General features: G+C 60.7%; 15 protein-coding genes. 10 read left to right on the top strand and 5 right to left on the bottom strand.

Annotation, left to right across the window (positions count from 1 at the left end; genetic code table 11):
- Positions 1 to 36: 36 nt before the first annotated feature.
- Both IG629_RS09815 and IG629_RS09810 read right to left on the bottom strand, forming a co-directional pair.
- Positions 37 to 1,464, bottom strand: coding sequence for an amidase (locus IG629_RS09815; protein ID WP_193171781.1), 1,428 nt, complete (start codon positions 1,462 to 1,464; stop codon positions 37 to 39).
- A complete protein-coding gene (locus IG629_RS09810; RefSeq protein WP_193171780.1) occupies positions 1,461 to 1,679 on the bottom strand; it encodes a hypothetical protein in 219 nt (72 codons plus the stop codon). The genes IG629_RS09815 and IG629_RS09810 overlap by 4 nt, the downstream gene beginning before the upstream one ends.
- A 580-nt stretch (positions 1,680 to 2,259) precedes the next feature.
- Here IG629_RS09810 and IG629_RS09805 point away from each other — a divergent pair.
- From IG629_RS09805 to IG629_RS09770, 8 genes are all read left to right on the top strand, one after another.
- A complete protein-coding gene (locus tag IG629_RS09805) occupies positions 2,260 to 3,846 on the top strand; it encodes an ABC transporter substrate-binding protein (protein WP_193171779.1) in 1,587 nt (528 codons plus the stop codon).
- Positions 3,847 to 3,952: 106 nt separating this feature from the next.
- Positions 3,953 to 4,909 (top strand): ABC transporter permease, encoded by a 957-nt coding sequence (locus IG629_RS09800; protein WP_193171778.1) that lies wholly within the window; start codon positions 3,953 to 3,955, stop codon positions 4,907 to 4,909.
- Between the two features lie 19 nt (positions 4,910 to 4,928).
- Positions 4,929 to 5,834 (top strand): ABC transporter permease, encoded by a 906-nt coding sequence (locus IG629_RS09795; RefSeq protein ID WP_193171777.1) that lies wholly within the window; start codon positions 4,929 to 4,931, stop codon positions 5,832 to 5,834.
- A gap of 10 nt (positions 5,835 to 5,844) precedes the next feature.
- Positions 5,845 to 6,960 carry an ABC transporter ATP-binding protein gene (locus tag IG629_RS09790; RefSeq protein ID WP_226886586.1) on the top strand — a complete coding sequence of 372 codons (1,116 nt, stop codon included), beginning with the start codon at positions 5,845 to 5,847 and terminating at the stop codon, positions 6,958 to 6,960.
- A complete protein-coding gene (locus IG629_RS09785) occupies positions 6,957 to 7,973 on the top strand; it encodes an ABC transporter ATP-binding protein (protein WP_193171776.1) in 1,017 nt (338 codons plus the stop codon). Before IG629_RS09790 ends, IG629_RS09785 begins: the two co-directional genes overlap by 4 nt.
- Before the next feature lie 29 nt (positions 7,974 to 8,002).
- Entirely contained in the window at positions 8,003 to 8,713 is a 711-nt protein-coding gene (locus IG629_RS09780; RefSeq protein WP_193171775.1) for an isochorismatase family protein, read from the top strand.
- Positions 8,714 to 8,746: 33 nt separating this feature from the next.
- On the top strand, positions 8,747 to 9,742 hold the full coding sequence (locus IG629_RS09775; RefSeq protein ID WP_193171774.1) for an asparaginase: 996 nt from the start codon (positions 8,747 to 8,749) through the stop codon (positions 9,740 to 9,742).
- Positions 9,743 to 9,757: 15 nt separating this feature from the next.
- Complete coding sequence (locus IG629_RS09770) at positions 9,758 to 10,669, top strand: DMT family transporter (RefSeq protein WP_193171773.1); 912 nt, start codon at positions 9,758 to 9,760, stop codon at positions 10,667 to 10,669.
- 16 nt (positions 10,670 to 10,685) lie between these two features.
- On the opposite strand, the gene IG629_RS09765 is transcribed toward IG629_RS09770, so the two are convergent.
- The 3 genes from IG629_RS09765 to IG629_RS09755 form a co-directional block, all read right to left on the bottom strand.
- Positions 10,686 to 12,107, bottom strand: a complete 1,422-nt coding sequence (locus IG629_RS09765; protein WP_193171772.1) for an amidase — start codon at positions 12,105 to 12,107, stop codon at positions 10,686 to 10,688.
- Complete coding sequence (locus IG629_RS09760; RefSeq protein WP_193171771.1) at positions 12,100 to 12,330, bottom strand: hypothetical protein; 231 nt, start codon at positions 12,328 to 12,330, stop codon at positions 12,100 to 12,102. Before IG629_RS09760 ends, IG629_RS09765 begins: the two co-directional genes overlap by 8 nt.
- 135 nt (positions 12,331 to 12,465) lie before the next feature.
- Positions 12,466 to 13,458, bottom strand: a complete 993-nt coding sequence (locus tag IG629_RS09755; protein ID WP_319025058.1) for a DMT family transporter — start codon at positions 13,456 to 13,458, stop codon at positions 12,466 to 12,468.
- Positions 13,459 to 13,733: 275 nt separating this feature from the next.
- Between IG629_RS09755 and IG629_RS09750 the strand changes: the two genes are divergently transcribed.
- A complete protein-coding gene (locus IG629_RS09750; protein ID WP_193171770.1) occupies positions 13,734 to 14,447 on the top strand; it encodes a GntR family transcriptional regulator in 714 nt (237 codons plus the stop codon).
- 256 nt (positions 14,448 to 14,703) lie between these two features.
- Complete coding sequence (locus IG629_RS09745) at positions 14,704 to 15,738, top strand: ABC transporter ATP-binding protein (RefSeq protein WP_404923694.1); 1,035 nt, start codon at positions 14,704 to 14,706, stop codon at positions 15,736 to 15,738.
- Position 15,739: the final 1 nt, after the last annotated feature.

Genomic DNA, 15,739 nt, shown 5'->3' with positions numbered 1-15,739 from the left:
GCCGGTGCAAGAAGACGCCTCCCACAGTCATCTCACCTACGCAGCGCTTGCATCGGCCATGGCATCCATCGCCGGCCACTGCTCGTGCCAATCCGTTGCCTGCTCATAGGCCTGCCCGGCGCGGAACACGGTTGCCTCGTCGAAATACTTTCCGACGATCTGCATCGATAGCGGCAGGCCCGACTGGCTGAAACCGACCGGGATCGACATGGCCGGGTTGCCGGTCACGTTGAACGGCAGGGTCTGCATCGGCCAGGAAACGGGGAAGCTCTGCTGCGGTGCGTCGATCAGGGGCGCTGGGGAGAGCGAGCTTGGCGCCAGCAGGATATCGTAGCGCGAGAACAAGCCGGTATTGATTTCCTCGCAGAGCTCCCGCCGCTGGCGCTGGGCCTGCATCAGGTCGGCAGCCGTCAGGTAGCCGCCGAGAACGATCCGTTCCATGGTCAGGCGGCCGTAATCCAGCGGCCGGGTCTGCAGGTCCTGCTCATGGATCGCATAGGCTTCGGCAAGCAGGATGACGCGGCCGCAATTGTTGTAATCCGCGTAAGGCGAGACGGCGGCAACTTCCTCGACCTCGGCCCCGAGATTGCGGAATGTCGCGGCGGCATTGTCGATAGCGGCAACGGTCTCGTCCGACAGGCCTTCGGCGCCCTTATAGAAAGAGCTGAGAATGCCGACTTTAAGTCCGGCGACGCCTTTGCCGAGATCTGCCTGATAATCGGGCACCGGCTGGTTCGCCGAGGCCGGGTCCAGCGGATCGTAACCGGCGATGCATTGCAGGGTAATTGCCGCATCTTCCACATTCTTGGAGAGCGGGCCGCAGTGATCCATCGTATAGGACAGCGGAAAGACGCCGCGCCTGCTGACCCGGCCATATGTCGGCTTCATACCGACGATGCCGCAATACGCCGCCGGTCCGCGGATCGAGCCGCCGGTATCCGAGCCCATGGCCATGCGCAGGAATCCCGCTGCGACTGCCGCGCCGGAGCCGCTGGAGGAGCCGCCGGGGCCGTGATTACGGTTCCAGGGATTGCGTGCTGGCGGAAAAGGCAGATCGAAAGATGGGCCGCCGAACGCGAATTCGTGGGTCGCCATTTTGCCGATCAGCACGCCGCCCGCCTCGCGCAGTTTTACCGCGCAGACGCTGTCCTCCTCCGGAACGTTTTCCAGCCGGAGCTTGGAATGGCAGGTGGTGGTGATGCCCGCCGTGTCATAGATGTCTTTCAGGCCGTAGGGGATGCCGTGCATCGGCCCCTTGTCCATGCCGTCGGCGCGTTCCTTGTCCGCCTTGGCCGCGTCAGCAAGTGCCCGCTCCTTGGTCACGACGATGAAACTGTCGATCTGCCCGTCTTGCCGGTCGATCCGATCCAGAGTCTCTTCGGTCAAGGCAACCGAGGTCAGGGAGCCTCCCCGCAGCGCGGCGCCAAGCTCGGCGATGGATTTGCCGTCCGCGACGCCGGTCATTGACCCACTCCCCGGCCAATCGTTGTCGGATCGAACATGCCAGCCGGCTCCGAGGCGGCCGTCCGTGGGCGGCGCAAGCCGTCGGCCATGGCGCGTAATCCGGCATAGCCTTCGAAAATAGCCTGTTCGCGATCCGCCGGCAGTGTCAGTCCCAAAGTTTGTGTCAGTTTCTGGAACATTAGCCGGTCTGCTTTTTCATCCTGGGTCATGGTCATGAGAGGCTCCTGACGGGCCGCGATACGCCGATCTGTGCGACGGTTATGCGCGGCGTTTTGAATTGCGTTTCAAATTGTATCCAAAAATGGTGGTGGTCATGCAATAAAATTGTGCGATGCACAAAAAATGACCTGATGTTCTAGTTGGTATATGAAGAAATTTTATTGAAAATCAGTATCTTGTGGTTTTTCAGGAAAATGAGTGACTGAAATGGTCCTGTAATTTGGTGGCGAATCTGGTCAAGGATTGTGCACATTCTCGGGTTTTGTGGTGTGCGGTATCCTGGCGCCGAGGTTGGCGCTAAAACTGAATCAAATCCTTTTGTTGATTGAGAAAATTAAGTTTGAATCAGTGATATCGCCGTTGATTCAATGAGATGCTTTGTCGCCCTTTGGTCGTGTTGAGCGGCTTAATCTATAAATTGGATACAATTATATGCACGTGGCATGGCATTTGCTCTGCGGTAGCGGGGTGCAGAGCATGCTCGTCGTGCCGACCATGCGCGGTCTCCGTTCTGGAGAGTGTGGCGCGGACATCACTGAGGCGGGCTGTTTTGTTCAAAAACAAGGAGGCTTCTCAATGAAATTGTTCAAAAGGCTCGCCGCGGCCGTCTCGGTCACCGCCGGTTTGGCGGTATCGGGACATGCGGCGTCCGCAGAGTCGGTTCTGCGCGTTGCAATGACTGCCGGCGACATTCCAATCGTGATCGGCCAGCCCGACCAGGGTTTCGAAGGTTATCGCTTCGTCGGCTACAATCTCTACGACACGCTCGTGCTGTGGGACCTGTCCCAGGGAGAGACCGCTGCAGATATCAAGCCGGGTCTGGCGACATCCTGGAAGATCGACCCGAATGACAACAAGCGCTGGCTGATCACCCTGCGCGAAGGCGTGAAATGGCATGACGGATGCGATTTCACCCCGGAGGACGTGGTCTGGAACTTCGAGCGTATCTCCAAAGAGGACGCGCCGCAGTTCAACGTCAAACAGTTCGGCATGATCCGGAACCGTACCGGCAGCATCGAAAAGGTCGAGGTCCTCGGCAAGAACGAGATCGCCATCGTCACCAAGGATCCGGACGCGCTGTTCCCGTATCAGCTCAGCTACTGGTTCATGATCAGCAAATGCCGTCTGACCGAGCTGAAGAACGATTACGAAGCCTATGCCAATGCGCCGTCCGGCACCGGTCCCTACAAGTTCGACAGCATCGTTCCGCAGGAACGCCTGGAGCTGGTGAAGAACGAGGAATACTGGGACAAGGACCGGATCCCGAAGCATGACCGGCTGGTTCTGATCCCGATGCCGGAAGCAACCACCCGCGCGGCGGCCCTGCTTTCCGGACAGGTGGATTTCATCGAAGCGCCGTCCCCCGATACCATCCCGCGTCTCGAATCCTCGGGCATGGAGATCGTCACGGCGTCCTATCCGCATAACTGGTCGTACCAGCTGAACTTCGTCGACGGAAACTTCAAGCACAAGGCAGTGCGTCAGGCGGCGAACTACGGTCTGAACCGTCCGGAGATGAAGGCGCTGCTGAATGGCTACATGGAAGAAGGCTACACCAATGTGCCGCCTTCCACGCCATATCACGGCACCCCGTCGGTGAAGTACGAGTACAACCCGGAAAAAGCCACCGCCTTGCTCAAGGAAGCAGGTTGCTATCCCTGCAAGATCAAGCTGGCGATCTCGACCTCCGGCTCCGGTCAGATGCAGCCGCTGCCGATGAACGAGTTGCTCAAGTCCCAGCTCGACGCGGTCGGCTTCGACATTGAGTTGAAGGTGATGGACTGGAACGCGTTGCTGGATGTCGGCCGTCCAGGCCGGGAAAAGAACCCGGATATCGACGGCATCAACATCAGCCGTGCCCTGCAGGATCCGTTCAGCGCCCTGATCCGGCACGTCTACACCAAGCAGCACGCTCCGAAAGGCTCGAACTGGGGGCACTATTCGAACCCCAAGGTCGATGCCCTGATCGACGAGGTCTATCTCGCCTTCGACCCGAAAGTCCGGATGGAAAAGCTGACCACGCTGCACGAGCTGATGGTCGAGGAAGCGACGTTGCTGTGGGTGGCGCATGACGTCAACCCGCGTGCCCTGGCCCCGAATCTCAAGGGCTTTGTGCAGGCGCAGAGCTGGTTCCAGGACCTGACGCCGATCGTCGTCGAATAACAGAACCCACCACCCCGGGCCCGCTGTCCTTTCCGAAGGCGGCGGGCCCGGGGAACCCTGTATTTTTCCGTCGCCCGTCATCGGGCTCGACAGGAGGGCAAGTTCCGTGACCGCCTACATAATCCGGCGTCTCTTCTATGCTATTCCCATTGCCTTCGGCGTCAGCATCGTCTGCTTCGCGCTGGTCTATATCGCCCCCGGCGATCCGCTGCAGACCATCCTTCCAGAGGATGCCAGCGAAGAGACCATCCTGATGGTCAAGAAGGCCTACGGTTTCGACAAGCCGATCCCTGTTCAGTACTTCATCTGGCTCGGCAAGGTCCTGACCGGCGATTTCGGTCTTTCCATTGCCACGGGCCGACCGGTGACGGACGAGATTTTCAAGGCGCTCGGGAACACCATCCTGCTCGCTGCGGGTGCGGTGCTTGTTGCCTTCACGCTCGCTTTTACGCTCGGAACAGTTGCCGGGTATCGCATCGGATCGGCGCTGGACCGTGCCGTTACGGGCATCGCGGTGATCGGCGTCAGTGTGCCGAACTACTGGCTCGGCATCGTCCTGGTCATCATCTTCGCTGTTGAACTCAATGTATTGCCGGCTACCGGCATGGGGCCTCGAGGGTCCGATTCATTCGACATCCTCGTATGGAATGATTTCCGGCACGTGATCATGCCGATCATCACCCTCTCGCTGATACCGATCGGCATCATCACCCGGACCACCCGGTCAGCCGTCGCCGAAGTGCTCAATCAGGATTTTGTCGAGACGCTGCGGGCAAAGGGATTGCTGGAAACGGAAATCCTGATCCATGTCATCAAGAATGCCCTGCCACAGGTGCTGGCCGTCATGGGTCTTCAGTTCGGCTATCTGATGGGCGGCTCGATCCTGGTGGAGACCATCTTCACCTGGCCGGGCTCCGGCTTCCTGCTAAACAAGGCGATCCTGACCCGTGATCTTCCGGTGTTGCAGGGCACGATCCTCGTGCTCGCCATCATCTTCGTCGCCACGAATCTTGTGATCGACTTGCTGCAGACTGCGGTCGACCCGCGTCTGAAGCGCAGTTGAGCGGAAAAGGGATGTTGAAATGACCGATATCACCGCGACACCCGCTCAGGCCCACGCCGTCGACCAGGCGGCGCCGGTGGTCAGGGTTCGAAGCTACTGGCAGACGGTCGGCTACCGGCTGCGCTACGATTACATGACGCTGTTCTTCGGAAGCGTCGTGATCCTGATCATTCTCTCCGCCATCTTCGCGCCATTGCTGGCGCCGATGGACCCGTACGAGAGCAGCCTGATCAACCGGCTGAAGCCGATGGGCTACAAGGATTTCCTCTTCGGTACTGACAAGCTCGGGCGGGATATCCTGTCGCGCCTGCTTTATGGCGGCCGAATCTCGCTCGCCATGGGGATCATGCCGGTCCTGATCGCGACCATCGTCGGAGGCAGCCTCGGTGTCCTCGCCGGATTTCTCGGCGGCAAGACCAACATGGCGATCATGCGGACGGTGGACGTGTTCTACGCCTTCCCGTCGATCCTGCTGGCGGTCGCCATTTCCGGCGCACTTGGTGGCGGCATCTTCAACGGCATGGCGTCCCTGACGCTTGTTTTCATTCCGCCGCTCTGCCGGGTGGCGGAGACGGCAACCTCCCAGGTCCGGAATCTGGATTTCGTCGAGGCGGCGCGGGCGACCGGTGCCGGAACCCTCAGCATTATCCGGGTGCATATCCTGGGCAATGTGCTGGGGCCGATCCTGATCTATTCCTCCAGTCTGGTGAGTGTTTCGATCCTGCTGGCCTCGGGTCTTTCCTTCCTCGGCCTGGGCGTTACGCCGCCGGAGCCGGACTGGGGGTTGATGCTGAACACCCTGCGCGGCGCGATCTACATCAACCCGATGGTCTGCGCCATTCCGGGCGTTGCGATCCTGATCACCTCGGTCTGTTTCAATCTGGTCAGCGACGGATTGCGCTCGGCCATGGACGTCAGAATGTGAGGGCCGAAGCATGAGCATTGCCGAAAAAACTTCCGTCCTCAGCGAGGTCGATATGAATGATGCGAGAGATCGTGGGGGCGAGGCGCAGCCGATGTTGATCGCCCGCAACCTGCAGAAACATTTCCCGATCACCGGAGGGGTCCTGAACCGGGCTATCGGGCATGTACGGGCCGTCGACGGTGTCAGCTTCTCCGTCATGAAGGGGGAGACGCTCGGCGTCGTTGGCGAATCCGGTTGCGGGAAGTCCACGCTGGCCCGCTTGCTGATGCATCTGATCGTGCCGGATTCCGGCGAGCTGATCTTCGATGGCGACGGCGTGGGGCAGAAGGATGGTCTGCTTGTGCGGGACATGCGGCGCCTGATGCAGATGGTGTTTCAGGATTCCTACTCGTCGCTGAACCCGCGCATGCCGGTCGAGGATTCGATCGCCTATGGAAAGATGGTTCATGGCGCCTCCTCGGAGGATGCCAAGGACGCGGCGCGCGAGTTGATGAAGAAGGTCGGGCTTGATCCGAACCTTTTCGGCCCGCGCTATCCGCACGAGCTTTCCGGTGGACAGAAGCAGCGCGTCAACATCGCCCGTGCTCTGGTTCTGGAGCCGCGCGTGGTCATTCTCGACGAGGCGGTCTCGGCGCTCGACAAGTCGGTCGAAGCGCAGGTCCTGAACCTGCTGCGCTACCTGAAGGACCATTTCAACCTGACCTACGTCTTCATCTCCCACGACCTGAACGTTGTTCAGTATGTCAGCGACCGGGTGCTGGTGATGTATCTCGGCGAGGTCGTGGAGATCGGCCCGGTCGACGAGATCTACGATAACCCGAAGCATCCCTACACGACGGCCCTGCTGGCGTCTCGGCTCTCGATGGACCCGGACGACCGGGTGGAGGAGCCGCCTCTGGTCGGCGATCCGCCGAACCCGATCAACCCACCCTCGGGCTGCCGGTTCCGCACCCGGTGCCAGTTCGCGGAGAAGATCTGCGAAGTCGAGACTCCGGTGCTGCCCGGCCATGCCTCGGCAACGGAGCATGTCACCGCTTGCCATATGCATGTCCCGCAATCCGGGCATTCGAAAGCGGCAAGTCTCGCGGGCAAAAAACCGCAAGCAGCAGTCAGGAGCGCATCATGAGCAATGGATCATCCGCGCCCCTTGTTTCTGTTGAGGACCTCAACGTCAAGTTCGTCAGCCGCGAGTCGACGGTGAATGCCGTCAATGACGTCAACCTGACGCTCGATCCAGGAGAAGTGCTCTGCATTATCGGTGAGTCCGGCTCCGGCAAGAGTGTCAGCATGCGGGCGCTCTTGCGCCTGCTGCCGGAGCGGCGAACCAAAATCACCGGTGCTCTGGAGGTCGATGGCAAGGATGTCCTCGCGTTGAAGGGCAAGGAGCTGTCGGATTTCCGCGGCGGCCTTGTTTCCATGATCTTTCAGGAGCCGATGACCGCGCTCGACCCGGTCTATTCCATCGGTCATCAGATTGCGGAGACCGTGCGCCGGCATGAAGGCTGCAGCATGGAGAAGGGGCTCGAGCGGGCGCTTGAGCTGCTTGAGCTGGTGAAGGTTCCTTCGGCCGAGCGCCGTCTGAAAGCCTTTCCGCATGAACTTTCCGGTGGTCTGCGCCAGCGGGCAATGATCGCGCTGGCACTTTCCTGCCGGCCGAAACTGCTGCTGGCGGACGAGCCGACCACCGCGCTCGATGCGACGGTGCAGATCCAGGTCCTGATCCTGCTGCGCAAACTGCAGGAAGAGATGGGCATGGGCATGATCTTCGTCACCCACGATCTTGGCGTTGCCGCCGAAATCGCCGACCGGGTGGCGGTGATGTATGCCGGGCGTATTGTCGAGACAGGGACCGTGCAGGAAGTCCTGAACAGCCCGCGTCATCCCTATACCCAGGGCATGCTGTCCTCGACTGTGCACGGCAACATGCGCGGCAAGGATATCGAGGCCATTCCCGGCAGTCCGCCGGATCTTCGGTCGCTGCCGACCGGATGCAGTTTCGCACCGCGTTGCCGGATAGCCGACGATGGCTGCCGTGCGGAGGTTCCGGCCGAAGTGACGCTTGGCCCCGGCCGTATTGCCCGTTGCTTCAAGCTGGACGAAACGGCGGCACCGAAGATCAGGGAGCCTATGCCGGCTTGAGCAGGGAATACGGAAAAGGGAGAAACGAGATGCATAAAATCGCCATACCAGAGCGTGTTACCCAGTCCGTCGTCCAGCGCCGGGGCACGGCGCACCCTTTCGCCGATCTCGATCCGGCCAGGACGGCGCTGATTGTCGTCGATCTGCAGAACGGTTTCATGATGGACGATGTGGCGCATGCGCTCTGCACCATGGCGCGGGAGATTGTGCCGAATGTGAACCGGCTGGCCGAGACGGTCCGGGAGACGGGCGGGCATGTGTTCTGGATCCAGAACACCCATGACGATGCCTGCCTTGAAAGCTGGTCCAATCTGCACGCCATGACGCCGCCGGAAAAGACCGCCAAGCGCATAGAGTCGATGAGCGAGGGAACGCTGGGGCATCAGCTCTGGGCCGATCTGGATGTCAGGGCGGAAGACAGCAAGGTTCTCAAGTACCGCTATTCAGCTTTTCTGCCGGGCTATTCGGATCTGCCGGATATTCTGAAAGCACGTGGCTACGATACTGTTTTGATCACGGGTACCGTGACGAATGTGTGCTGTGAATCCTCGGCGCGCGACGCCATGATGATGAACTTCAAGACCATCATGGTCACAGACGGCAACGCCGCGAATACTGACGAGGAGCACAACAGCTCTCTCGTGAATTTCTACCTCACCTTCGGTGACATCATGAGCACCGACGAGCTGATCGATTGCCTACACAAGAACGCCGGTGGAGCCAGGTCCGCCGCGGAATAATTTCTTCCTTCTCCAACTCCGGATGGGACCATCATGAATAAGCCCAAGGTCGCGGTCATCGGAACCGGCGGCACCATCGCCTCTATCGGCAAAACCCCTCTCGATATTCTCGATTATGGCGCTAACAAAACCATGATCCCGGTTGACGAGATCATTGCCATGTTCCCGATCGTGCATGAGGTTGCCGAAGTGGTGCCAGTGCCGTACCGGGCGATCCCGAGCCCTTCCGTCGGCTTTGCCGAATGGCGCGATCTGGTGCTGAAGATCGACGAGTTGGCGCAGGATCCGGATCTGGACGGCATTGTCGTCACCCATGGCACTGCCTCCCTGGAAGAAACCGCCTATGCGCTGCATCTGACGGTGAAGGCAGACATCCCGGTTGTCGTCGTCGGCTCCCAGCGGCCGTCCAGCGCGCTCTCTACCGATGCCGGCTTTAACCTGCTGAACGGTATTCGTACCGCTGGCTCCCCGGATGCCAAGGGCATGGGCGTGATGACCCTGCTGAATGACGAGATCCAGTGTGCCCGGGAGGTGACGAAGACCTCCACCTACCGGATGCAGACCTTCCGCAGTCCCGATTTCGGCTGCCTTGGCCATGCGGACGGGGATGCGGTCGCCTTCTACCGCAAGCCGCTGCGTAAACATGCGCCGGATACGGAGTTCGATATCCGCACCATCGACGGCATGCCGCGTGTCGATATCGTCTATGCCTATGCCGGCTCTGACGGCACAGCGGCGCGGGCGTTCCTTGAAGCCGGAGCCGAAGGTATCGTTTCGGCCGGTTTCGCACCGGGCTTCTGCGGCCCAGGCGACGAAGCGGTGCTTTGCGAGGCTGTGAAGAAGGGCGTCACCGTGGTGCAATCCACGCGGGCCGGAAGCGGGCGCACCTTCAAGAGCACGAAGCTTGCGGAAAACGGCTTCCTGGTCGCCGATAACCTCAACCCGCAGAAAGCGCGCATCCTGCTGTCCCTGGCGCTCAGCGTCACCAAGGACCCGGCGGAGATCGAGCGGATCTTCCGGACCTACTGACCGGAAAGTCGCGCCATGGCACCGAGGAAAGGGTCTTTCAGCGCCGGAGCGGACGTTGCTCCTGACGGCAGGAAAGGCGTTTTCCTCATGCTTTTTGGGCTGATGCTGTTCTCTGTCCTGAATGGGGTGGTGAAGGCGCAGACCGAGCTGTTCCCGATCCTGCAGATCATGGTGTTCCGGAATGCGTTCGCACTGCTGCCGCTGGCTTTTCTGATAGGCCATACGGTCGGCTGGCCGTCGCTGATAACCCGGCGGCCGCTCTGGCATCTGCTGCATGCCGTTCTGGTGTCGGGGGCGATCGGGCTGATCTTCATGGGCTATCGTGCCCTGCCGCTGGCGGATGCGACGGCGATCAATTTCGCCGCGCCGCTGGTGGTCTGCGCTTTGTCGGTGCCGATCCTGCGGGAACCCGTCGGCGCATTGAAATGGGGCGCTGTGCTCGTCGGCTTCGTCGGTGTGCTGATCATGGTGCGGCCAGGCGGGGACGTCATCCGGGAAGGCGCGATCTACAGTTTTGCCGGGACGGTGTTGAGCGCCTGCGGTCTCTTGTTGGCCCGGCATTTGAGCAAGCACGATCCGACCACGACCATCGTATTCCTGTTCATGGCGATATCCAGCATCGTCATGCTGCCGTTACTGCCTGCCGTCTGGGTCACGCCGACGCCGCTGCAGCTGGTGGGGCTCGTCTCGATGGGGGGCGCGTCCGGCGTGGCGCAATACATGACAACGCGGGCGCTGTTCCATGCCTCCGTCTCCACGGTTGCTACGATGGGCTACACCAAGATGATCTGGGCGTTGCTGATCGGGTATTTCGCTTTCGGGGATTGGCCGGCGCCGGTGGTGCTTGCCGGCGCCGGCCTGGTTCTGCTCAGCACCTGGGTGGTCTACCGCAAGGAAAGCGCGGCAGCACGGGGTGCGGCAGGGTAGGGCGTTTCCTGTTCCTTTATTCCGCTGCCAGAGCGTCGCCATCGGCCAGGCGCGGTCGCTGGCTGCGCCAGTCCGTTGCTCGTTCATATGCCGCGCCGACCTGAAACACCCCGGACTCGTCGAACGGTTTGCCGACGATCTGCATGGAAATCGGTAGCCCCTCGCTTGTGTAACCGCAACAGACCGACATGGCCGGGCTGCCGGTCACATTGAAAGGCACGGTCAGGTATCCGGACAGGGCCAGTGGATCGTTCGGCTGGGCATCGAACCGACCTGCCGGAAGGGATGTGGCGGGGGCGATCACCATGTCGTACTGGCCGAGGACCTCCGCGTTGAACCAATGGGTCATCTCCCGCCGCATGCGCAGCGCCTCGACATAATCCGACCCACGGACAAAGGCGCCGGCCATCAGCCGTTCCCGCGTTGGGCGGCCATAGAGTTCCGGGCGCTCCATCAGGTCCTTTTCGTGGATGGCATAGCATTCCGCCAGGATGATCATCCGGCCGCAGGCGTGATAGACGTCATGTGCGGGCAGAGTGACCGGTTCGACAATGGCGCCTTCGGCCCTCAGCGCGTTCTTCGCTTCGGTGATCGCTGCCCGGATCTCCGGGTTGGTATTCTCGTCCTCGTCCAGCCAGTTGGCGACATAACCGATCTTCATGCCTTTGACGCCGGTGCTGAGATTGGCGGTGAAATCGGGAGTTGGCACGTCCGCCGAAGCGGGGTCGAGCGGGTCGAAACCGGCCATCCCATTCAGCGAGATAGCGGCATCCTCGACGCTCCAGCTCAGCGGGCCGCAATGATCCATGGTGAAAGACAGCGGAAAGACGCCGCGCCGGCTGACCCGGCCATAGGTCGGCTTGATGCCGACGGTACCGCAATAGGCTGCCGGTCCGCGGATCGAGCCGCCGGTATCGGAGCCGAGCGCCATCCGGGTCATGCCGGAAGCGACGGCCGCGCCGGAGCCGGAGGAGGAGCCGCCTGGCACATGGTCGGTGTTCCAGGGATTGCGGGCCGGCGGGAACAGGGTTTCCGGGCTTGGTCCGCCGGTGGCGAATTCGATGGTCGCGCACTTACCAAGCAGCACAGCGCCGCCATCCAGGATTTTCTGCACCGAATGGGCATTGCTGTCCGGAATGACGTCCGGACGCAGTTTCGACTGACAGGAGGTCAGGATCCCGGCCGTGTCGTAAATGTCCTTGGCGCCAAACGGGATGCCGTGCATCGGGCCGAGATCCACCCCGGACATCAACTCCTGTTCAGCCTTGGCGGCGCGCTCCAGGGCAATTTCCGGGACGACTGTATTGAAGGCGCACAGGCTTTCATTGTGAGCGGATATGGTTGCCAGCGCGTCCTTGGTCGCTTCCACGGGCGAAAGCGAGCGGTCGCGATAGGCCTTGCCGAGTTCAGCGATGGAGAGAGCCTTGATGTCAGACATCGGATTTCTCCCCGGAGGCGGCGATCGCGCGTGTCACGGTTTCGAGGAAATAGCCGTTGGACGGCTCAAGTGTCGCCGGGCGTGGGCGGTTCCGGACGATATCGGCCCAACTCACCACGTTCTTGTAAGTGTTGAACATGGTCTCTTCCCGGTCTTTCGGGATCTGCAGACCTGCCCGTTCAACCACGGCGTCGTATTGCCGCTTCAATGCCGCGTCATCCATTGTTTGAAGGCCCCCATCCGACTTGATTTTGTCGGGTCAGGCTATCAAAGCGCTAAATTGGATACAATTTGCGAGATGTCATAAATGTGCATCCAAAAATGAATGAGAGGCATCCGCTTTACCTGCGGAGTGCCGCTATTTCTTGGCGGTTGCGGCGCGTTTCTCCGCCCGGACCGTATAGAGGGATGTGGCGATGATGATGATGGCGCCGATCGTGGTTTCGAGATCGGGAATTTCCGCGAAAACCAGGAAGCCGATAAGCGTCGCGAAGACCAGCCGGATATAGTCCATCGGGGCCACGGCTGAGGCTTCGCCTTCCTTGAAGCCCTGGATGTTTGACAGTTGGCCGCAGACGGAGAACAGGCCGATAGCACCCATGACGAGCCATTCCTCCAGACTGGGCGTGACCCAGAAGTAAATCGCGGGTGGCGCCATCAGGAAGCCGACCAGGATGGCCTGATAACTGAGAATGGTCACCGGGCGGTCGAACTGGGAAACCTTGCGGATAATCACCATAACGGCGGCGGCGCAGGCGGCCGCGATGACGGCCATGAGGGAATAGATGTTCAGTCCGTCCGGTCCGGGTTGCACCATTACCAGCACGCCGGCAAAGCCGATCAGCACTGCGAACCAGCGCCGGGGTCCGGCGATTTCCGACAGAACCACCATGGCGAAAATCGTCACGAACAGGCTCTTGGCGAAGCCGAGCGCGGTGGCTTCCGCCAGTGGCAAGTGGACTACGGCGGTAAAGCCGCAGGTCATGGCGATCAGGGCCAGAACGACGCGCGTGAGATGTAGCCCCAGATGGCGGGTTTTCAGAATGTCGGGAAAGCCGGAGATCAGGACCGGCATCACCGTGCAGGTCATCACGATCTGCCGGAACAGCAGGATCTGCACAACCGGGATTGTATCACCGATCGATTTGATCAGGGCGACCATCACGGTGAAGAAGAGGGCGGCGATGGCGACCCATATGGCGCCCCGCGCGTTTCCCGGCAAGGCCCTGAACGGAACCGTGACCGGCTGTCCCAGGATGGCGACAGATGAAGAAATTCTGTTGAAAAAGGACGGTGTAGGCTGTAGGGGCTGCGGTTCTTGTGGGGTATTCCGGTCGGGGTCGGTGACCACTTTGTGGGTCCTTCGAAGGCTGCGCTGCGAATGGCGAGGCGCGCGAAGCGGATCGCTTTTTGATTATTGCTGTCTGAATTGGATTCAATCTTCGCAGAAAGACCCTTGGGCTGTCTACCTCCGGCGCACCGTTTGTGTTAAGCTCGCGGTGCGAACCGAGATATCGGCGCACGGGGGAAATGCTGGAAAGAGCCGGTTACGGCCTCTCAGGAAATGCAGCAGGCAACGGTGAGAGAGCCGAACGGTCCTGCCGAATACGATTAGGGTGAAGTCATATGTCGACACGCGGACAATCTGTAGTGCGCGCTCTCCGGGAAAAGATCCTGGATGGTGAATACGCACCGGGCGGGCGCCTGAACGAAATCGATATCTCAAACACGCTGAATGTATCCCGGACCCCGGTTCGGGCGGCGCTTGCGATCCTCGCAGCCGAGGGATTGCTCGAATATGTGCCGAACAGCGGGTACGTGGTGCGTAGTTATTCGGCGCAGGACATTGAAGGCGTCTACGCCGCGCGTGCTGTTCTCGAAGGACTTGCTGCACGGACCGTGGCGGAGAAGGGCCTCAGCGACATTGCGCGGGGAATGCTGCACAAGAACCTCTCGGAGACCGAGGCGCTGCTGGATTACGGCGACTGGACGGACGAGGTTCGGGATAGCTGGGGGCGCCTGAACGAGGAATTTCATGAAGCGATCTTCGAGGCTGCGGGTAACCGGCACCTGAGCGAGCTCATTGAGAAATCCCGGTCGATTCCTCTCCTGAAGGCCGTCAAGTTTCGCTGGCACGACCTGGATACACTGGCGGTCTCCTTCAGCGACCATGAAGAGCTGTTCGATGCAATCGTGCACGGGCAAGGCTCGCGGGCAGAGTACCTTGCGCGGGAGCATGTCTATCAGGCAAGCAGGCGGCTGATTGCCGGTTGGCGCCGGGCCGGGGCGGACACAGTGTCCGCGCGCCGGCCGGGGCGCAGGGTGTCGCGCGCCGCCTGAGCCGGCTTTCCATGCAATTTCCATTCATCGTAAGCGGCCCGCAGAATCATGGCGGGCCGTTTTTTCTTGTTCAGTTTTTAGTCAAAAGCTGTCGGGTTTCTGCGAATTTTATAGGCACGGTAAGGTCGTGTGCCCGTAAATACCGTGACCCAGTGCGGCGGCGTCCCGTGGCATATATATTGCTGTTCTCTTGTGAAAATGTTGCGTTGCAGCAAATATGTTCGCGGCAAACATTTGCTTCATGGGGGAAGATATCGTGGGCTCGGGTGCTGGGATCGAACTTGTCGGCCTGACGAAAAGATATGGTGCCGTCGAAGCCGTGAAGGAAATCGACGTCAAAATACCCGCAGGTACTTATTGTTGCCTGCTCGGTCCGTCCGGCTGCGGCAAGACCACGACGCTGCGGATGATTGCCGGACATGAGGGCGTCTCCGACGGGGACATCATTATCGGCGGCGAGAACGTATCCGAGCTTGAGCCGGCCCGGCGCGGGACGGCGATGATGTTCCAGAGCTATGCGCTGTTTCCCCATTTGAACTGCCTCGACAATGTCGCCTTCAGCTTGAAGATGCGTGGTGTCTCGAAGAGCGAGCGGCGGGCATCCGCGCTTGAATATCTTGCTCTTGTCGAGATGGAGCAACATGCCCAACGGCTCCCGTCACAGCTTTCCGGTGGCCAGCAGCAACGGGTTGCGCTGGCCCGCGCACTGGTGACGAAACCGGATGTGTTGTTGCTGGATGAGCCGCTCTCTGCGCTCGATCCGTTCCTGCGCATCAGGATGCGCGAGGAGCTAAAGCGGCTGCAGTCGGAGCTCGGGATCAGCTTCATTCATGTCACCCATAGCCAGGAAGAGGCGATGGCGCTGGCCGATCTGGTGGTGGTGATGAATGATGGCCGGATCGAGCAGGCCGCAGCGCCGCGCGATGTTTTCGAGCGTCCAGCCAGCGTGTTCGTCGCCCGTTTCATCGGCGGCCATAACGTGATGAGCGGTGCGGTGGTCGGGGAAGATCCGGCAAGTGCCGTGGCCATCCGGGCCGACCGGGTCCGGCTGGCCCGTGCCGGGCGGGCTGCAGGCGACGAGTCCGGCGAAACCCATGACATTACCGCGAGAATTGCAGCGGTCGAGTATCTCGGCTTGTGGGCGAAGCTGCGTCTCGATGCCCCGGAACTGGAAGATTTTACTGTCGCCCTACCGGATTCCCAGTTCTTCGATCAGGGCTTCACGGTGGGCGAAAGCGTGACTGCGTCTTGGCGTTCTTCCGATCTGCACCGGCTTGGGGCGGATCGGTAGA

This window comes from Nisaea nitritireducens (genome assembly GCF_014904795.1).
In the GTDB taxonomy this organism is placed as follows: domain Bacteria; phylum Pseudomonadota; class Alphaproteobacteria; order Thalassobaculales; family Thalassobaculaceae; genus Nisaea; species Nisaea nitritireducens.
This window is presented reverse-complemented; position numbering and strand designations above follow the sequence as displayed.